Below are 21,803 nucleotides of genomic sequence, written 5' to 3'. Positions count from 1 at the left end.
AAAGATAAATCGTAGCGTTTTCAACGCGTTAAAACAAATAAAATCAACTCGTAAAAACGGGTTGCTTTTTATTTAACTGGATGTCGGTTCTGAAATAATAATAGATAGAAAGTTGGTAATGAAAATACAAATATCAAAATGTACCCAACAGGGATAATGATATGTCAGTTTAAGTGCAAATATTTTTAGTGGTTTTATAAGAAAAAATGTATTTTTACATACCCATTTTCTTAAGGTATGAAAAAAAAAATCCTCTTTATTATTTTACTATTCCTTTCATTAGTTTCTTATTCACAAGGAGAAGCGAATATCTGGTATTTTGGTGAATATGCCGGTTTAGATTTTAATAGCGGGAGTCCTGTACCTCTTACCAATGGACAGTTATTTACTTATGAAGGCTGTGCCACAATATCAGATAGTTTTGGTCAATTGTTGTTTTATACAGATGGCGGGTATGTCTTTAATCGAAATCATCAGGTAATGGTGAACGGTACTGGCTTGATGGGTAATGAATCAAGTACACAATCGGCTATTATTGTAAAAAAACCTAATTCTGCCACTATCTATTATATTTTTACTTCTGCAGAGTTGGGAACTGCAAAAGGAGTAAGATATTCTGAAGTAGATCTTTCACAGGATGGGGGCTTAGGAGCTGTTACATCCAATAAAAACATTCTACTAGTTACGCCTGCTTGCGAAAAATTGACAGCAGTTAAAGACAAAACTGGAGATGCAATTTGGGTTATTACTCATGGATTTGGAAATAATAATTTTTATGCATTTTCAATTGATAATATGGGTGTAAACCAGACCCCAGTAATCAGTAGTACGGGTGTTGTAGCCAATCCTGTTGACGGAATCTACTCTATAGGTTATATAAAAGTTGCGCCTTTAGGAGATAAATTAATATGTTCTAACAGGCTTAGTTTGGTTGAATTATTTGATTTTAACAATGCAACAGGAGTAGTTAGTAATCCCCGATTAATTACTGATAAAGAAAGTAATTATGGGGCAGAATTTTCTCAATCCGGGAAAATAGCATATATTACTACGGGAAAGGATATACATGGTGATTATGAATTAAATCAATATGATTTGACATCTAATAATATTCCGGGTACCGAACTAAATTTATTTAAAACAACTGATCAACTTCATCAACCATTGGGGTTGCAATTGGCACCTGATGGAAAGATTTACTTAGCCATTTTTAATACTAAATATTTAAGTGAAATTGCTAATCCCAATATTTTAGGTAATGGCTGTAATTTTAAATTAAATGCTGTAGGGCTTAATTCAAGGATAGCCTATTCGGGATTACCTCAATTCATCCAGTCTTATTTTCTTTCAACGATTACTGTTCAAAACAATTGTTTCGGGCAAGCTACTTCGTTTTCATTAAATAGTGATCAGGAAATAATTGTAGCACAATGGGATTTTGGAGATGGAACTACCTCTGAAGATATTAATCCAACGCATGTTTATGCGACTACTGGTAATTATACTGTTTCTGTAAAGGCAACATCAAATACTGGGATTACAATTAAAAATAAAGATATTGTTATTTACACTACACCCACTGCAACTAAACCACAGGATATCTTAGTTTGTGATTCTAATAACGATGGTTTTAGTACTTTTGATTTGACCTCGCAAAATGGTTCAATTCTGAATGGTCAGGATGCTACTTTGTATTCAGTTAACTATTTCGCAAATGCAACTGATTATGCCAATAATGTATCAATTGCAACACCTACAAATTATACAAATAATGCTGCTTACCAACAACAAAGCATTATCGCCGAAGTTTCGAATATTGCTAATATTTCTTGTAAAAGTACCACTTCATTTTCAATAGCTGTTTTTGAAAAACCTATGCCTAAGCTTTCGTCAGCGATTCCTAAACTTGCTTTATGTGACAACACTAGTGTAGGAACAGATACAGATGGTCGAGCAGTTTTTGATTTAACCCAACGAGCAACAGCTATTTTAAATGGTCAATCGGTAACACAATTTGTACTTTCGTATTATAAAGATGCTGTTTTAACTCAAAACATTAGTAATCCAACAGCTTACCAAAATACGAATGCAAATGAAACTGTTTATGTAAAAGTGGTAAACAAAGACAATCTGAATTGTACTGCTGTAACTTCTTTTGAAATTGAAGTAATGGCTTTGCCAACGATTAACAATGTGGTAGATTTAAAACAATGTGATGATAATACAGATGGATTCAGTGTTTTTAATCTGGAAGAAGCGATTGCTAAAATATCTCCGAATTGGGCAGTTGAAACTATTTCTTTTCATAAAACAATAGCAGATGCTCAAAACAATGTGAATCCTATTGTAAACAGAACTGCTTATACCAATCAGACTGTGAGTACAGATAAGGTATTTGTGAGAGTTGCTAATAGCAATAGTTGTTATAGAATAGCACAATTAAACTTAATCGTTTCTACAACTCAAATTCCTGCGACTTTCTCAAGGACATTTACTGAATGTGATGATGTGACATCGGGATCTAATACGGATGGGATTGCTGCTTTTGATTTTAGTAGTGTGGACAATGAAGTTCTGACAATATTTCCATCAGGTCAATTATTAGACATTACCTATTATAAAAATCTGGCTGATGCCTTAGTGGAAAAAAATGCCATTGCAGACATTTCCAATTATAATAATATTGGTTATCCCAATACCCAGACTATTTACATCCGTGTGGATAGTCGATTGAACAACGATTGTTTGGGTTTAGGAAGTTATATCACACTAAAAGTAGAACCTGTTCCTATTATCGCTCCAATAGTTCCTTTTGTACATTGTGATGACGATCAGGATGGTTTTTATGCTTTTGATATTACTGGTTTGGATAGTCAAATTAAAAATGGAAAAGATGTTGTAGTGACTTATTTTGATGCGAATAATAATCCGTTGCCAAGTCCACTACCCAATCCTTTTGTAACTGCTTCGCAAACGATACAAGCGACAATCACTAATAACACTACTACTGCTTGTTCTTATAATATTTCTATTCCTTTTGTAGTAGATGATTTGCCGGAAGCTTTTCCAGTTGCCACATTATTAACGACAGCGTGCGATGATGAAATTGATCCAAGTCAACAAGATGGAAAATATGCTTTTGATATTTCCTCTTTTCAAAATACTATTTTAGGCAATCAAACAGGAATGATTGTGAAATATTTTGACCAAAATAATATTCCGCTTTCAAGTCCATTGCCTAATCCATTTGTTACAGGTACACAAAATGTCCGAGTGGAAGTGGTGAACCCTGGAAATGCTAATTGCGTAGCTACAACAACAATTCCTTTTATTGTAAATCCAGTTCCTAATATTGCGTTAGAAGGTGACGAATTAGTGTGCAGTAATTTACCCACTTTTACAAAAGTAATCGATGCGGGAATCCAAGACGCTACTCCAATAGCTAATTACAGTTATGCATGGTTTTTTAATGGTGAACCAATAGTTGGAGAAAACAACTATACACTTACAGTAAACACCGAAGGTACTTATACTGTTGAAGTAACTAATAGTCAAGGTTGTTTCAGAACGAGGACTATTACTGTTTCCGCTTCGGATATAGCTGTTATTAATGATGTGGATATTGTAGAGTTGTCTGATTCGAATAGTATAACGGTTTCGGTAAGTGGAAACGGTGATTATGTTTATGCTTTGGATGATGAATTTGGAGCATATCAGACGGAAAATAATTTCATGAATGTAAGTGCTGGAATTCATACTGTGTTTGTGAAAGATTTAAACGGTTGCGGTGTAGTTCCAAAAGAAGTAGCTGTATTGGGAATTCCAAATTACTTCACCCCTAATCAGGATGGTTATAATGATACTTGGAATATAAAGGGAGTCAATATTTCTTTTAATGCCAAAACACTGATTCATATTTTTGATCGTTATGGGAAATTAATAAAGCAAATAAGCCCAACAGGAACAGGATGGGACGGAAATTTTAATGGAAATCCAATGCCAGCTTCTGATTATTGGTATTCCATTCAATTAGAAGACGGTAAAGTAATGAAAGGACATTTCGCTTTAAAACGATAAAAAAATATTGCAAAAAAGAAAACTAAATGATTACTTTTACTACAAATAATAAATTAATTTAATGAAGAATAGTTTTTTTGTACTGCTTCTTGTAGTTTTTGCAAGTTGTCAATCTACCCAAATCAAAAATGAGAGTTATAAAGTAGCCCCTAGTTCTCCTGAATTAGGAAGTATCGGGCAATCAAAATCATTATTTGATTTGCAAAATGAGTTTGAGGAAAGAACGCTACCTAAGCTAGAAAACAAAATTAGAGTAGCCATTGAGGTAGTTCCTTTCAATAAGAAACTGAACAAAATATATACGGCCAAGGCAAAGTTTAATCAGAACCAATCTAAAATCAATTATGTTGATAGTTTGCCAACTAAACCGGAATTAGTCACTATACGATTGCAGGACGTAACCGGAATAGTAGAAGAATTGAATGCCCCTCACAATACTGCTGTTTTTAGGTTGCTTGTCGATACTCAAAAATATAAAATGGTTTCAGGGATAGCGGTTAGTCTAAGTAATGATGAAATTGCAAAAATAAGACAGGCTGACACCTATTATTTGACCAATACACAGGAAAATAAATATGATATTGCTTTATATAAATCGGGTAAAAAAACGAGTACGATAGCAATTAATGCCGAAACCGTATTAGGTTATCAGTTGAGTTCTTTTTGTTGGGGGATTTCAGAAAAGGGAAATTGGTATATTGCCGATATGGTTCAGGGAAATTCAAATTGTAAAGGAAAAACCTATTCTAAAATTAAGAAAAAGAAGAAAAGTAAAGCACTGTTTGATATGTAGATGATTTTAATGAAGAATAAAAATCAAAAGAATCAAAAAAAAACAGAATAGCTAATCTGGCTTATATTTAATAAATAATAATATGAAAAGAATCATAGTGTATCGATTTCTTCTGGGGATTTTATTAATGACTGTGTCTTCTTGTGAAGAGATTCTTTTAGAAACCGATATTTCAAAAGAAGAAGTACAATTAATAGCTCCTGCCAATAATACTAATTTTAGTTCAACCGGTGTTTCTTTTACTTGGGAAACAGTTCCCGATGCGACCAAATACCGTTTGCAAATTGCCAAACCTAATTTTGAAAGCCCAACGCAAATTGTATTGGATACAATTGTGAGCAAGACTTCTTTTACCCAACAACTTGCAATTGGAAGCTATGAATGGAGAGTAAAAGCCTTGAATAGTGCTTATGAAACAGCCTATTTCAGTCGTTTTTTTTCTATATCTAGTAACGACGATTTCCAAAACAATACAGTAGTTTTAAATACACCGGCGAACAATTTAATTACCAAAACCGATTTACAAAACTTATCATGGCAAGCGATCATTGGAGCGACTAATTACCAGTTGCAGATATACGATAGCAGTAATACCATCAAGTTAGACCAAACCCTTACAGCAACTTCTTATAGTTATACTTTCGCCGAAGGAAGTTATTCATGGAGAGTAAGGGCAATTAATGGTGAAAAACAAACCCTGTATACTTCCAGAAATATTTTAGTAGACAAAACCGCTCCCAATACGCCAACATTAGTTAGTCCTGTGAATGCAAGTACTGCTTCTAACACTACAGTTAGTTTTCAGTGGAACAGAACTGCAATTGCCGGGAGTGTAGAAAAAGACAGTATTTATATTTATACCAATAGTGCATTGACCGCATTGCAACTAAAAGCAGAGGCTACAAGCCCATATTCGAGTACGCTGACCACAGGGACTTATTATTGGTATACTAAAGCCTTTGATGCAGCGGGTAATACAAGTGCTAAGAGTTCGACGTTTAGTTTTACAATTAACTAAAGAGGAATGAAGAGTAAAAAAAGTATCTACATTTTACTTCCCTTGGTGTTGTTTATATGGGGGACCGTAATGTATCAGGTTTTTTCCTTTAGTGCTAACGAAGAAGAAGTGATTGTACCTACGAATGAGATTAGCTTAAAACCCATAAAAATTTCTAAAAGGGACTCTGTTGTAATCAATACCAATTATAGGGATCCTTTTTTGGGAAAAATTTACAGTACGGAAAAAGTAAAAACCCCTAAAAAGAAAGCAGCACCCAAGAAAGTGGAACCGCTTGTTTGGCCAATGATCCAGTACAAAGGAATCGTATCGGATACTAAAGATAAGGTAAAAATATATATGCTAGTGATTAATAATCGTACTTGTCTGATGAAAAAAGGGGAAACTCAGAATGAAATCTTTTTAAAGGATGGCGACAGAGAATCAGTCTATGTTAAATACAAAGGCCAACTAAATCTTTTCCTGATAGAGTGAAACTAATCTTTAAACTTAAATCCGGAGCTTTACAATTTGCCGTTTTTGTAGCGGTTGTAATTGCGCTGCTTTTAGGTGGATTAATGTTGTATGCCTATACTTTTGGCTATATGAAAGAGCAATCAAAAGGAACGATTGAAAATATTCAACTGGCAGATGAAGGGATTAATTATCTGTTAAATACATCAGAATTTAATTCGAAAGATACTTTGACACTTAAGCTAACGGAAAAAGAAAATCAGTCTGTTAAAGTGCATTTATCGCAATGGGGCATTTTTCAAAAAGCATTTGTCTTGACACAATTTCGAAAAAAGAAGTTTGTAAAAACAGCTGTTTTAGGAAGTTTAATTGATGCAGAAACGGCACCGACTTTGTTTTTGCAGGATACTCATAATCCGTTGACTGTAGTAGGTAATACCAGTATAAGAGGAAATGCTTTTTTGCCCGAAGCAGGAGTAAAGTCCGGTTATATCGCTGGTAATAGCTATTATGGTTCGCAGTTGATTTATGGTAACGCAAAAAAAAGTACTGATATTTTACCCGCTTTGAATGTTGAAATTTTAGAAGGTATCGTTTTTTATCTCAAGGAGTATTTGCCTACCCATCAGCAGGATTACATTTCTATAGATAACATTAAAAAAACAATCCATTCTTTTAAGGAAAAGACAAAAACGGTTTACAAGAAAGAAGTCATTGTACTAGAAAATCAATACATTTCGGGAAATATTGTTATTAAATCGGATACTTTGATACAAATAAAAAAGACAGCTGTTTTGAAAGATTTGATTTTGATTGCTCCGATTATAGAAATTGAAGAAGAAACAACAGGGAATTTTCAGGCTATTGCTTCTAAGAAAATTTTGGTAGAGAAAAATTGTGATTTACGTTTTCCTTCAGCTTTGGTTGTGTATCAGGATACTAAAGAACAATTACCTACTTATTCAGGAAATAGTACCGAAATCCCAATTTTCATAGATACAGCCACAAGCGTAAAAGGAAGCGTCTGCTATTATCAAACCAAAGAAGAAACCGATTTTAGCACCCAAATTAAAATAGAGGAACAGGTTAGAATAAAAGGACAAGTGTATTGCAAAGGCAATTTAGAGTTGAAAGGAACCGTTTCGGGAGCAGTTTATACCCGACAATTTGTAGCCAATCAGGCAGGATCTATATTTGTAAATCATCTTTATAATGCAGTGATTGAAAATGAAAATATTCCCAAGCTGTATGGAGGACTTGTTTTTGAAAAAGAACCTAAAATAGTTTTGAAATGGCTGTACTAAAGAAAATAAAATCAGCCACGCTGGTGGAAGCTATCGTGGCTACCGTACTCATTGTGATTGTATTTATAGTAGCTAGTTTGATTTTGAACAATTTGGTATTGAATACCTATTCTAAAAATACCCATGCAGTAGAAAACAGGTTGAACGAACTGGAATATGAAATTCAAAACAAAATAATTGAATTACCTTATGAGGAAAGTTATAAAGATTGGCAGATTGAAATTAGTACAGTCTCTGAAGAATCTGAAAAAGAAATAGTTATTACGGCAACAAATCAAAAAGGTAGTAAAAAAATAACGAGACATCATGGAAATCTCCAAAACTAAAACGGCATCATTTACTTTGCCGGAATTACTGGTAGTTATGATTATAACTGCCATAGTGGTAGGGATGGCTTTTAGTGTTTTGCGATTGGTACAAAATCAGATTCATACTATTCAGACCAATTTTGAAAAGACGAGTACTCTTGCTCTTTTCGAACAGCAATTGTGGCAGGATTTTAATGATAAGAATGAAATTCAGTTCAATGAAAAGGAAAGTAGTCTGCTTATGGAATCGGAGATGGATACCGTGGTATATTCGTTTCAGGGAAATTATATACTGAGGAATACCGATACTATTAAATTAAAATTACAGATTAATAAATTATTTTTTAAGGGAAAAGAAGTGCAAAGAGATACAATAGACGCTCTTTCTATTTCAGGAAAAGCGGAATTACCCGATTATGAGATTTTTGTTTCCAAAAAAAATGATCTAACTTTTTTATGAATCAGCAAGATGGCCTTTAAACTTAATACTATTTCAGCTAAAAGCAATACTGCTTTGCCTCAAAAGCAAAGCAGTATTGAGACTTTATTACAAAAAGAAATCGTCTTTTTTGGTTCAGGATTTAATAATAAAAAGAAACAGGCTTTTTATCAGGAATTGGCAGTGTTACTCAAGGCAGGAATCAACTTCAAGGAAAGTTTAACGCTTATTGTAGAATCTTTAAAAAAACAAGCAGACAAAGAACTGATTCAAACCGTATTGAATGATTTAGTAAACGGAAAACCTTTTTCGGAAGCCTTATGGGCTTCGAAATCCTTTTCAGAATATGAATACTATTCTATTAAAATAGGGGAGGAAACAGGAACTACCGCTCAGGTATGTCAGGAATTAGGAACTTTCTTTGAGCGCAAAAACGAACAAAAGCGTATAATTATAGCAGCCTTAACCTATCCTTCTATTGTAATGGCAACAGCTATATTGGTAGTTGTATTTATGTTGAGTTATGTGGTTCCGATGTTCCAGGACATCTTTAAACAAAACAATGTAGAGTTACCTGCACTTACCAAAATGATAGTGAAATTATCCCAGATTACCAAAACCTATGGTATCTACGGATTGTTGTTAATTTTTCTGCTCCTAATAGTAAGTCGAGTCTTTAAAGATAATGATCAATACAAAAAAACGAGTCATTATGCATTATTGAAAATTCCCATTTTAGGGAGTTTTATCAGTAAAGTGTATTTAGCACAATTCACTCAGGCAGTAGCGCTTTTAACTACAGCCAAAGTTCCTTTGCTGAATAGTATTCAATTGGTAAAAAAAATGATTCGCTTTGTACCCTTACAAGAAGCCTTAGAAAAGGTTGAACTCAGTATTTTAAAAGGAAATAGCTTAAGTGTAAGTCTCAAAGAAAATCCACTCTTTGATAACAGAATCATCTCCCTAGTAAAAGTAGCTGAAGAAACCAATCAAACCGAATACGTCTTCAAACAACTTAGTGAACAATACAATCAAGAGGTTGTGCAACAATCTAAAACGATGACTACAGTTTTAGAACCTTTTATTATTCTTTTTGTGGGGGTATTAGTTGCTGTTTTATTGGTGGCTATGTACTTGCCAATGTTCCAGTTGAGTAGTGCGATTGGGTAGATTGTATGATTTTTTTGTAGGTATTAGCTTTGTTTTTGTTTAGAAGTTGCGTGAAAAATCACTAAAAGTGGGTATTGTTTTTATTTTTAAAACAAAATACTTTTGAATTTTTTTCTAAAAATTAATCGTTTAACCAATTTAGTATAGCTGCTAATTTTAAAACAATAACACATAAATAAAATGAAACAATTATTTACTTTATTTTTTTTACTTCCAAATCTATTTTTGAATATTTTATCTACTGATAGGGTAGATTTTTGTGATTTAATGGCGCAAAGTTTTGTTCCCAATAGACCGGAAGTTATAGGTCCTTCTCCACAAGCCTCAGCTATCACGCTCTATGGAGATTACCCTGTGAATCACAACACAGGATTGGTAGATATGAGAGTTCCTATTTATACTGTAAAATCAGGAAGTTTAAGTTTGCCTATCGATATAAGTTTTCATGCTTCTGGACGCATGGCTAATGAAACAAATGGAATTTTAGGCATGAGATGGGTACTAAATGCAGGAGGTGTGGTAGCAAGAACTGTACATGGATATCCTGATGAATGGAATTATTTAACACCTTATTCGGTAAATCCAAGTCAAACACCTGACTATGATGAATTAAGATGTTCTTCTACAGAAGGATATATGCCAAGTGATTCTAGTTTAGGTTCTAATAGAACGGATAGTGAATTTGATATTTTTAGCTACGTATTACCAACTGGAAAAAGCGGAAAATTTATATTAAAAAATGAAAATGGGGAAAAAAAAGCTATACAAATTCCTTATGAAGCATTAAAAATTGAGTTTACAAAAGATAACACTTTTATGGGATATTTTGGAGCAATAAAAATAACCGATGTAGATGGAGTAATTTATAACTATGGAAACGGAAATGTGTCTAATTCTAATTATTGTGAATTTTACGATAGTCCTATAATTGATATAACTGGATCAGCCCCTACTGGATGGTATTTAAAAAGTATTGTTTCTGCAGATGGTACAGACACTATAGAATTCGATTATCAAAAGGTATATAGTCCTATAAGTTCTTATAGTGAGATCATAACTGCAGCAGACATGGTTAGAGATGAGTCTGTTAATGCTAATTTTCACCAAAATGATGCAACTGGTGCTGGTTTATTTTATACTTTGGAATTTCACCCTATACAAGATGTAGAGTTAGCGGATTTTGATAAAACGATGGTTGTTCCTTTTTTAAAATCAATTAAATTTAAAGAAGGTGAACTTAGTTTTAATTACACTGGACTACCTTCTTATGACAGTACAGTTGCTCTTGACTATATCACTCTCAGTGGATCAGTTGACAGGAAAATTAAATTTAATCAAGAATTAGTTTCTACTGAAAAATATCTCAGGTATTTAAAAGGGATAGAAATCTTTAGCGTTGTAGGTAGTGAAGAGAAAATTGAAGAAAAATATAATTTTGATTATTTTCAACCTTCTAGTACAGCTGAGACTTTTGCTCTTTACTTGTCAAAACGGAAAAAGGATTGGTGGGGATATTATAATTATTTAGCTTCCAGTTCTGTGTTGCATAGAACCATCTCTTTAACGATTAAATCATCAGGAAGTACTAGTGCAACTAATAGAGATATTGGAAGCAATAATCTAGAAGCAAGAGAACCTCATTTTGAATCTATGCAGTTTGGTATGCTTAAGTCTATAACCTACCCAACAGGAGGGAAAACGGAATTTGAATATGAGCTTAATCATCATAAAGATTATAACGCAACATCTTCACAATCTTTTTACGACAAAACAGGTCCTGGACTTAGAATCAAAAAAATAACTAATAAACCAACTATTGGTAATGAAGTAGCTAAGATATACAAATATGGCATAAATGAAAATGGTATGGGGAATTTAAACCAAGCTTTAAAAGCTAATCAAAATAATATTCAAGAAATGAGTACAATGATATATTGGGATTATTTTTATCTCGTAGGGTCTACAAACCCTATGAAAGTATATATGCCAGAACAAGCTGGTTGTCGACTCAGAGACTATTCATCTGATCCGTTTATTAATCCAGCTGATTTTGGAGGTAATGTTGTTTGGTACGATACTGTAACTGAATACTCAGATGAAAAGATTACAGGAGGATATTACCCATACAATGATGCAAAAAATGGAAAAACTATTTATGAATATACACCAAAAGATTTTGATGTGAAAAATTTCATAATTGCAGATCCCCTTCATGCACTTACAGAACACCCTAAGATATTTGCAGATCCTTATAGATTATGGAAAGGTGGTAAACTCGCTGCTAAAACCTTATATAAAAAAGAAAATGAAATTTTCATTCCCAGTCTAAAGGAAACTTATGCTTACACAGATACTCTATTTGATGAAGTTTGGGATATGCCTACATATGCTTATGTCTTAATGCAAAATATTAGAACTAAACCAGATAATAGTTTTTCACAAACATGGTATAATATACAAAAGAATTATCATAATGATATTTGTTCTATTTATGGATATGGTTTTAGAAAATACGTTTCAGGTTCGGAAAAGCTAGCTAATAAAACAGTTGAATATTTTGATGGTGATGGGATAACTACAACAACCGATTATTTTTATGATCCTCAATACGATCAACTGAGAAAAGAAGAAATTACAAAAAGTGATGGAAAAAAGATTCGTTTTGAGTATGAATATGCTTTTGACAAAACGACACTGCCTTTGAGCGATACAACTAATGTCTATAATAAGATGGTAAAGATGAACATGCTCTCTTTACCCTTGAAAAAGTCACAGAATGATATTAATGGAACTACTAGTATTTTTACTCAAAGTAAAAGAACTGATTTTTTTGAACCGTTTGCAAATGTAATTCGTCCGCAAAAGGAATATTTTAAAAAAGGAAGTGGTTTAGAAGAACCGATAATTGAATACCATAACTATGATGATAAAGGGAATATAATAGAGGTTTCACAAGCCAATGGTACACATACAGTATATATTTGGGGCTATGAGAAACAATATCCTGTAGCTAAGATTGAGAATATGACTTATGCTACTATACCTGTAAATTTAATTACAGCTATAGAAGCTGCTTCATCTCCTTTAACAGGTTCTGAAGCCAGTTTGATTGTAGCATTAAATAATTTAAGAAATCATACCGCTTTAAGCAATGCTATGGTTACTACTTATACTTACAAACCTCTCATAGGTATAAGTACTGTAACTGATTCTAAAGGAGATGTCATACTTTATGAATATGATGCATTTAGTCGTTTAAAGCAAGTAAAGGATAAAGAGGGAAATATTTTATCTTCTAATAATTATCATTATAAAGGTCAATAATACTTTCATAAATTATATGTACATGAGATATTCAATTAAAATAATCGGTGTTCTATTAGTAATTTTTAATTACTCAGTCTCGAGAGCCCAAACTCAAAATGATCAATTAATAGGTACTTGGATTTTTGATTTTAATGCTTCCGTATTTAACATGGAAGAGAAAGCAAAAGCTATAATCCAAAAGTTACCTGCTGTACAAGAAAAATTAGAAAAGTCATACAAAAACCGACAGATAACCTTTGGTGTTGATGGTCATTATACACTTTATTTATCAGATGGCCGTCAAACAAACGGAATCTGGACTTTTGATAGTACTGCAACAAGAAATAATACCATAGACTTAATAACTTCTGAAAATCAAATTCAAAAATTTATTGTACTATTTATTTCCACCGATAAATTAATTTTGAAACCGCAGGATGATAGTAATGGCAAGCCAATGTTTTCTCAGTGGTATTTTACAAAAAAAATCTAAATCTGAAATAGGATGAATAAAAATTACAAATACAGTTTCTTTTCTACTTTACTACTTTTGACAATTAGTTTATTAAATAATACTAAATCTTTTGCTCAGTCCCGAATTACTGGACCATTGGCTGTTGTAGGTGCTACATCAACCCATTATGGTGATAGGGAAATTTATCGGTTTCAAGATCCTTCAAGTTGGGATGGTAGTTTTGCAAGTAATGAATATGAATTTTGGTGGTATACAGATGGAACAATTCTAACACCTGAGGATAGTTACAACCAAACCGAAGTAGAAATCCAATGGGACTCTCCTGGGCAAAAAAATATTACCGTATTATATGATGGTAATTATGATTCTACGCTTTATTATGCAGAGCTTGAAGTCAATGTTCAGTCAAGTCCAGGAGTTCCAGAGCCACCTTACGTAATAAATAATAATTGTACCCAAATTGTTTTACAAAGAGATAGTCCTCCTATGGGTGGTATTACTTGGTATTGGCAAAGTAGTGCTACAGGAACAAGCACAGCTAATTCAAGTCCAACCATAACTTTAACAAGTGGTACAGAATACTTTTTACGGGCTTACGCTAACGGGCAATGGAGTTCAACATCTAGTAGTGTGCAATACAATATCCAACCTAACACTCCAATAGTTGGTGCTATTACTCATCCTACTACAACTGTAACAACAGGAAGTGTGGTTTTATCCAATTTACCCAATGATGGAATGTGGTTTATTAGCCCAGTAGGTGTATCTGGTTACGGAACAACTGCAACAGTAACAGGATTGAGTGCTTCAACAACTTATAACTTTACGGTAACAAATGCTTCAGGCTGTACTTCAAATGCTTCAGCAAGTGTGGTAATAAATGGCTCTCCCTCAGGACAGCTTCCTGTGCCAACAATTGGAGTAGTTACGCAACCTACTTGTGCTATTAATTCGGCTAGTTTTACTATTACTAATTACAATCCTGCTTATACATATACAGCAACCCCTTCAACAGGAGTGAGTTTTTCGGGAAATATCGTTACAATTCAAGGAGGATATGGTGGTAATTACACCATAAAGGCAAGTTCTGGAACAAGTAATTCTTATCCATCTGAAAATATAGCAATTCATTCGGGTAAATTTACTCCAAGTGCGCCAACAGTTGGAACTATTACGCAACCAAGTGCAACAGCAACAGGAAGTGTTGTTTTGTCAAATTTACCTCTTGCTGATTGGATTATCAATCCCGGAAATGTTTCAGGTTCGGGGACAACAACCCTATTAACAGGTTTAGCCCCTTCGGCTCAGCCCTATAATTTTACAGTTACCAATTCATCTGGTTGTACTTCTACTCCTTCTACCAATGTTTTAATAAATGGCTATTGTGGTATCAGCGATGAAAATTATATACATACTATTACTCCAACAGTAGCAACTACTAATGTTGCAGCATTGAATAATAATCAAAAGATAGAAAACATTACTTATTATGATGGAATAGGACGTCCTCTGCAAAATATAGGTATTCGTGCAGGTGAAGTGGTTAATGATATAACAGGTTCTATGGTTTTAAATGATATCATCAGTCCTATTGAATATGATGAATTTGGAAGACAAACTAAGGAGTATTTGCCTTATTCTGATACATTTAATTGTGGTGCTTTTAGAGGAACTACTTTGACTAATGCTATTGTCACGGGTTTTTATAATAACAGTAAATATGAGAACACTACAAATCCTTATTCAGAGAAAGAATTTGAAGCTTCACCACTTAATCGTGTTTTAAAGCAGGCTGCACCGGGTAATGATTGGAGGTTAGGAGGCGGTCATGAAATAAAAATGGATTATCAAAGCAATGGAGGAAGTGAAGTAAAGAATTTTGGTGTTAGTTTGTCTTTTGCAAATAATACTTATACTCCAACATTAACCTTAAGTACGGTAAATAGTGGTTATTATAATGCCAATGAATTGTATAAAACGGTTACCAAAGATGAGAATTGGATAACAGGAAATGAGCATACGACAGAAGAATTCAAAGACAAGCAGGGTAAAGTAGTATTAAAAAGAACTTATAACAACGGAGCACATGATACTTATTATATTTATGACGATTATGGAAATCTAACCTATGTTATACCGCCAAAAGTAAATACAACTGATGGTGTTTCACAAGCCGAATTAGATGAACTTTGTTATCAGTACAAATACGACCATAGAAACCGTTTGGTAGAGAAAAAACTACCAGGTAAGGGGACAGATAATGACTGGGAAGAGATTGTTTACAATAGATTAGATCAGCCTATACTAACCAGAGATCCTAATTTAAAGGCACAAAACAAATGGTTATTTATCAAATATGATGCTTTTGGTAGAGTAGCTTATACGGGATTAATAAATAATAATAACAGTTCCAGAATAGATATGCAGAGTGCTGCTAATGGAACAGCTTCTCAATATGTAATCCAAAGTGCAACTGCTATTACCATAGCTGGGACAACAATACATTACAATAATGACGCATACCCTACTGTGGGAATAAACGATAAACTCCATACCATCAACTATTATGATAATTATAGTTTTGATATTGACGGAGGTGTTTCAGAACCTGTGGGTAGCAATCCACAGATCACGCCAAGTACTGCAACCAAAGGATTGGTAACCGGTTCTAAAATTCGAGTATTAGGAGAGAATAGCTGGATTACCAATGTGATTTATTATGATGACAAAGGTCGTTCTATTTACAATTATTCTAATAATAACTATTTGGGAGTCGTTCAAAAAGTAAAAACTGAACTAGATTTTGTGGGTAAACCAACAAAAACCACCACTACTCACGAAAGAAATAATGTAACCACAACAGTAGTAGATACTTTTGTCTATGATTCTCAAGGACGCTTATTAACTCAAACCCAAAAAATCAATACACAGCCAGAAGAATTAATTGTCTCTAATGAATATGACGAATTAGGTCAACTTAAAGGAAAAGGAGTTGGAGGAAAAGTGACGGACTTAAACCGATTACAAACGGTGGCTTATACTTATAACATTCGGGGTTGGCTGAAAGGAATAAATGATGTCAACGCTATGGGGAATGATTTGTTTACTTTCAAAATTAATTACGACAAGCCAACTGATTTAACCAAAGCATTGTTTAATGGGAATATTAGTCAAACCCTTTGGAAAACAGCTAATACTGACACGGTTTTAGAAGATTATACCTATACTTACGATGCGTTAAACCGATTGACCGATGCAAAGTATTCGTTAGAAGACCGCTATAATGAAACTTTATCTTATGATAAGAATGGAAATATCATGAGTCTGATCCGTAAAGGATATACAGATACTAATGCCACTATTTTAGGAACGATGGACAACTTGGTATATACCTATGATGCAGGAAATAAATTGTTTAAAGTAGAAGATAGCTCTAATAGTACCGAAGGATTTAAAGATGGAAGTCATACTGCTCAGGAATATGGTTATGATGTAAATGGTAACATGACATCAGATAATAATAAAGGCATTAGTACTATAACTTACAATCATTTAAACTTACCCACTAGTGTTACTATGGCAGGAGGGACAATCAATTATACCTATGATGCTAAAGGTGTAAAACAACGCAAAGTAGCAGCAGGAACAACGACAGATTATGCAGGAGGATTTCAGTATAAGGATGCTGTTTTACAATTTTTACCAACAACAGAAGGATATGCAGAGTATAATGCTACCAACGGAATTTTTTCATACATTTACCAATACAAAGATCATTTGGGTAATGTAAGATTAAGTTATAAGGATGTTGGTACAACAACACCATCTCTGCAAATAGTTGAAGAGAGTAATTATTATCCTTTTGGGTTAAAACAAAAAGTTGCCGGAGAGGCAGTTATTAATAGTAGTTACAAGTATAAGTACCAAGGACAAGAGCGTCAAGATGAGCTGGGACTGAACTGGGACAGTTTTAAGTGGAGAAATTATGACTATACGATTGGTAAATTTATGTCTATTGACCCATTAGCTGAAAAATATCCATATAACTCGACATATGCGTTCCAAGAAAACAAAATGGGAATGGGCGTTGAATTAGAAGGACTAGAATTAGTGGCTAAAAATCCTCTATCTGGTTTTGGCAATTATGTTAAAGGTAAATTTGATTCAGCAATTAGAAGTATTCAGACAACTACAGAAAAAGCTGTACAAGCTGTATCAAATGCTGTTTCTAGTCTCGAAGTAAATCAAGTAGATGGTTATACGGTTACGGGAAGTAAGACAGGTATTTCAGATAATACTGGTTTTTTTCCTGAAGCTAAAGGTGCAAAATCAAGTGGAACTCTCGATGGAGATTTTGTTGCAACACTTGCGGAAGCTTATGCCCCAAATTTGGATGCAAATAAAATTATGAATGGAGCAAACATACTCTCTGGTTTTGTAGAAAAAATTGGAATACCAGTAGCAAAAAAGATTAATTTAGTCTCAAATAATTCTAATTCTAGTGCAAAACCAATTGTAAAAGCAAAGGATACAACGATAACTGTAAGTAATAATAGTTTATATGCAGTACCTCACGGTAATTCAGCATTTCTTATGCAGACAAATTATCAAACTAAAAATGTTACAGTTCCTAATAATAAAAAATCAGTTGATAGTGCAAATAATGCAGCTGCAAAAAGAGAACAACAGTTGACAAAAGAAGTAAATGAATCTATTAAAGCTCTTGAATAATGAAAAATTACATTGTAATTACCTTTCTGATAATTCTTGCCATTTCTTGTAGTAAAGAAAAACAAGAGAAAATATATTATAAAAATGGTAACCTAAAATCTTTAAAACTAATTTATGAAGATTCAAAAAAAGAAGTTCTTGAAGAATATGATATTTTAGGGAATTTGATTTTAAAAGGATTTTATACAAGTGGCACAAGAGATTCTTTGTTTGGATATAATAAGAATAATACATTAAGTTTTAAAAAGCGTTTTAAAAATAATGGAGCATACAGTAAAGAATATGATACAAATGGTAATCTTGAAAGAGAAGGAATTTATATTTACGATACTATAAAGGCTGATTGGTGGAAATTTTACAAAAAAGGTATTTTAGAAGCCAAAAGAGAGTATGTGATTGTCTGTGATGATTATTATCTTAACCAAGTAATTGTTTTTAATAGAAAAAAAGATACTGTTATTAAAAAAGACAGCATTATGAATGTTAGTACTTTCTTTAAGATAAGAAAAGAGAAGAAAAAAGATTCATTTCAGTTATCTTATAATGTTAGATCAATATTTGTGAAAAATAAGCTAGAATTTATTATTCTAAAAGGAACGAATTGTGAAGAAGAACCGGATTTTATTATTGAATTAAACTCTAATAAAGGAAAAATCGTTTTGGATAAAAAATATTATAATCGGAAAGGCTTTTTTTTCGATTATAACATTGATCAAAATAATGGAAATAAGGTGAATAATCATAAAAAATATTTTGATTTATCAAAGTTAAATAATTAGGTAGTATGTTATTGGGTGTGGTTAAATTATTTCATAAGCATTCTTATAAATCAGCTATTTATAGGTTATAATAATTTAAAATAGGTATATTCATAATGCCGAAAACTATTGTTTATCAATAGAATAGATTTTGTGTTTAGAAGAAATAAACCCCGAAATTTCTTAACACAACAAGGTTTCCTTTATAAATTTGACGCCCTCCTACTCACGCAATTCTTTTATAATAAATGATTCCATATAAGGAATTGTAATTTATAATGAGGTTGTTTTGATATATTCAAAAATTAGATTACAATCCAAAAAATAAGGATAAAAGAATAAAAAAACCGCTGGCACTCGTTTGAAAGTTCACCTCTGCTTTTCTTTGAATAAATTTAATGTTTTTTATCTTTTACAAAGTAAAGGCTCGATTGCATCGAGTATCTCTGCTACTCACACGATTCTTTTTTAATAAATCGTTCCATTTAAGGAATTTTGATTAAAATAAGGCTATTACAGCAAAGTCAAAAAAGGACAATCCTAAAATTGAGGATGAAACATTGAAAATCCCTCTAGTCCTCGTTTGTTAGCAACTCTGGCTCTTGCTTTTATAGCGAGTGCCTACTTAAATTAAAAGATAAATCGTAGCGTTTGTAACGCGGTTAAACCAACAAAGCCACTTCAATAAGGAGTGGCTTTGTTGGTTTTTATACTAATTGTTTAATCATATCTTTTTGAAACAGAAATGCTTTTAAGAGTGATTTTACGCATTTTTTGTCTTCATCTTCAAGTAACTGTGCTTTGGTAAACATTGTTAAAAGCTCACTCTAGTCCTCGTTTGTCCACAACTCTGGTGCTTGCCTGTGGCGAGTACCTACTTAAATTAAAAGATAAATCGTAGCGTTTTCAACGCGATTAAAACAAAAAAAACACTCTGTTACCGCGTGGTTTTTTGTTTAAAAGAGATTTAGTTTTCCTGTACCAAATGCTGTAAATCAGGATCATTTTTAATGCGTTCCAATTCACTCTCAATGATTATGACAATATCCTGTTTTACTTGCCTATAATTAGCTTCAATTTCAGCTTTCATATTGTCTTTACCATTTTCATCAATGAAAGATAAAATCTCTGGTATCTTTTTATAAGCTTTAGTTTCTGAAGCTACTTTTTCATTATCCACGACAATTTCGGAATGAAAGATCTTCTGTTCGATACGCTCATCAAAGTTATCAGAAACTGCTCCTACAAACATTCCTTGTGTAAGTGTTGAAATTTTTGAAGTTGGGATTAAGCTGTCCAGTTGTGTAGATATAGATGTTGATTTGTCGTTTCTATTGATAGTCATACTTTGTCTTTTCTGTAGCACTTTTCCAAAACGCTCTGATAAGCTTTTAGCAGTTTCTCCTGCCACTTGTCCACTAAAGATATTACCCACAGTGTTTTGGATAACCTTGCTTTCCTTGTCACCGTAATCGCGTGTTAATTGTGAATAATCTTGAAAGCCCAAACAAACCGCTACCTTATTACTTCTGGCAGTAGCTATCAGATTATCCAATCCTCTGAAATAAATAGTTGGCAACTCATCAATAATAACAGAACTTTTTAATTTCCCTTTCTTATTGATTAGTTTTATAATTCTCGAATTGTACAAACCAAGTGCTGCAGAATAGATATTTTGTCTATCCGGATTATTTCCAACGCAAAGTATTTTAGGTTCGTTTGGATTATTGATGTCCAATGAAAAATCATCACCCGTCATTACCCAATAAAGTTGAGGAGAAATCATTCTGGATAAAGGGATTTTAGCAGAAGCTATTTGCCCTTGCAATTGATCCTGTGCGCCACCTTGCCAGGCATCCATAAAAGGGGATAGGTAGTTTTCGAGATCCGGGTAGGAAGTAAGGATAGTAAATACATCTACATATTTCTTGTTGAGCAATTCAATGGCATGAGGAAATGTACAGTATTTTCCATTATCGTATATTTTCAAAAACCAAATGATAGCCGCTAACAGAATTATTGGAGATTCAACAAAGAAATCTCCTTGCTTTTGTATCCAACTTCTGTTGAGGTTAAGCATAATAGTATAGGCTGATTCATAAGCATCGGAGATGTCTGTCATGAAATCTGGATTAATGGGATTACAACGGTGGCTTCTTCTTGGGTCATCAAAATTAATGATATAGAATTTTGGCTTAACCTTATATTTATCGGTATGCTTCAATAAATGATTGTAGGCAATGGTCGAAAGATCATCAAATTTGAAATCATAGATGTACATCGAAAATCCCTTTTCGATATGTTGCTTGATGTAATTATTTATAATAGCATAACTCTTACCGGAACCAGGTGTACCCAAAACTATCGATGCTCTGAATGGATTTACTACGTTAATCCATCCCTCATTCCATTTTCCTTTATAATAGAACTTCGTGGGAAGATTAACAGAATATTCATTTTCCATCAATTTAGTTTCTTGCATGAAACTTTCGTTCTCGTTATTAAATACATCATCCATGAGATTTGTACGGAGTAAACGGCTAATCCACACCCCAGTCATCATTAAAGCAATGTAACCTATCGAAGTTGTTAGTATATATAATGAGGTCGCCATTTCTGTAGGCAATCGCAGCAACGGTGTGTTTAGAAAGAAAAAAATAAAACCTATGATTAAGCAAATGTAAATTTTAGACCAGGTAATTTTTTCATTTTTCACACCTTTTGTTCCCAAACAACTTAATGCCAGCAAGACCAAAGAAAAAATCTTGGTGTGAAATGTATGAGAGAATAGACTTGCTGTTCGCTGGAAATTAGCTAATATCTTATTGATGACTTGTAATGTCCAACCTCGTTCTAAAAAAAAGCTATAACAAAACCAGTAAAAGTGCATCAATACCAACAAGATGCTTACTGCACGCATAAAAGCCATTATTTTGGCTAGTCCTCTTAAATCGTCTTCTCCTTGCATTTT

Annotated in this window: 13 protein-coding genes; 12 read left to right on the top strand and 1 reads right to left on the bottom strand. The window is 33.1% G+C overall.

Features of this window, described 5'->3' with window-relative positions; all coding sequences use genetic code 11:
• The first annotated feature begins 237 nt into the window (after positions 1-237).
• The 12 genes from FDM27_RS13065 (at position 238) to FDM27_RS13010 (ending at position 18,853) form a co-directional block, all read left to right on the top strand.
• Complete coding sequence (locus FDM27_RS13065; protein ID WP_140487091.1) at positions 238-4,077, top strand: T9SS type B sorting domain-containing protein; 3,840 nt, start codon at positions 238-240, stop codon at positions 4,075-4,077.
• Between the two features lie 61 nt (positions 4,078-4,138).
• A complete protein-coding gene (locus FDM27_RS13060; protein WP_140487089.1) occupies positions 4,139-4,870 on the top strand; it encodes a hypothetical protein in 732 nt (243 codons plus the stop codon).
• Between the two features lie 82 nt (positions 4,871-4,952).
• Positions 4,953-5,888 carry a hypothetical protein gene (locus tag FDM27_RS13055; protein WP_140487087.1) on the top strand — a complete coding sequence of 312 codons (936 nt, stop codon included), beginning with the start codon at positions 4,953-4,955 and terminating at the stop codon, positions 5,886-5,888.
• Positions 5,889-5,894: 6 nt separating this feature from the next.
• A complete protein-coding gene (locus FDM27_RS13050; RefSeq protein ID WP_140487086.1) occupies positions 5,895-6,362 on the top strand; it encodes a hypothetical protein in 468 nt (155 codons plus the stop codon).
• Positions 6,359-7,645 carry a hypothetical protein gene (locus FDM27_RS13045; protein WP_140487084.1) on the top strand — a complete coding sequence of 429 codons (1,287 nt, stop codon included), beginning with the start codon at positions 6,359-6,361 and terminating at the stop codon, positions 7,643-7,645. The genes FDM27_RS13050 and FDM27_RS13045 overlap by 4 nt, the downstream gene beginning before the upstream one ends.
• On the top strand, positions 7,633-7,971 hold the full coding sequence (locus tag FDM27_RS13040; RefSeq protein WP_140487082.1) for a hypothetical protein: 339 nt from the start codon (positions 7,633-7,635) through the stop codon (positions 7,969-7,971). Before FDM27_RS13045 ends, FDM27_RS13040 begins: the two co-directional genes overlap by 13 nt.
• A complete protein-coding gene (locus FDM27_RS13035) occupies positions 7,952-8,413 on the top strand; it encodes a type II secretion system protein J (RefSeq protein ID WP_255510537.1) in 462 nt (153 codons plus the stop codon). The genes FDM27_RS13040 and FDM27_RS13035 overlap by 20 nt, the downstream gene beginning before the upstream one ends.
• A gap of 9 nt (positions 8,414-8,422) precedes the next feature.
• Complete coding sequence (locus FDM27_RS13030; RefSeq protein ID WP_140487080.1) at positions 8,423-9,562, top strand: type II secretion system F family protein; 1,140 nt, start codon at positions 8,423-8,425, stop codon at positions 9,560-9,562.
• A 180-nt stretch (positions 9,563-9,742) separates the two neighbouring features.
• On the top strand, positions 9,743-12,886 hold the full coding sequence (locus tag FDM27_RS13025) for a hypothetical protein (protein ID WP_140487078.1): 3,144 nt from the start codon (positions 9,743-9,745) through the stop codon (positions 12,884-12,886).
• A gap of 22 nt (positions 12,887-12,908) precedes the next feature.
• Entirely contained in the window at positions 12,909-13,361 is a 453-nt protein-coding gene (locus FDM27_RS13020) for a hypothetical protein (RefSeq protein ID WP_140487076.1), read from the top strand.
• 12 nt (positions 13,362-13,373) lie between these two features.
• Entirely contained in the window at positions 13,374-18,074 is a 4,701-nt protein-coding gene (locus tag FDM27_RS13015; protein WP_140487074.1) for a DUF6443 domain-containing protein, read from the top strand.
• A complete protein-coding gene (locus FDM27_RS13010; RefSeq protein WP_140487072.1) occupies positions 18,074-18,853 on the top strand; it encodes a hypothetical protein in 780 nt (259 codons plus the stop codon). The genes FDM27_RS13015 and FDM27_RS13010 overlap by 1 nt, the downstream gene beginning before the upstream one ends.
• A gap of 946 nt (positions 18,854-19,799) precedes the next feature.
• On the opposite strand, the gene mobC is transcribed toward FDM27_RS13010, so the two are convergent.
• Positions 19,800-21,800: a conjugal transfer protein MobC gene (gene mobC, locus FDM27_RS13005; RefSeq protein ID WP_140487070.1), complete on the bottom strand. Its 2,001-nt coding sequence runs from the start codon at positions 21,798-21,800 to the stop codon at positions 19,800-19,802.
• Positions 21,801-21,803 lie beyond the last annotated feature (3 nt).

It is taken from the genome of Flavobacterium sp. GSA192, from assembly GCF_006386525.1.
Lineage (GTDB): Bacteria > Bacteroidota > Bacteroidia > Flavobacteriales > Flavobacteriaceae > Flavobacterium > Flavobacterium commune.
Note: the sequence above shows the minus strand (reverse complement) of the source record. Positions and strands in the feature narration are given on the sequence as shown.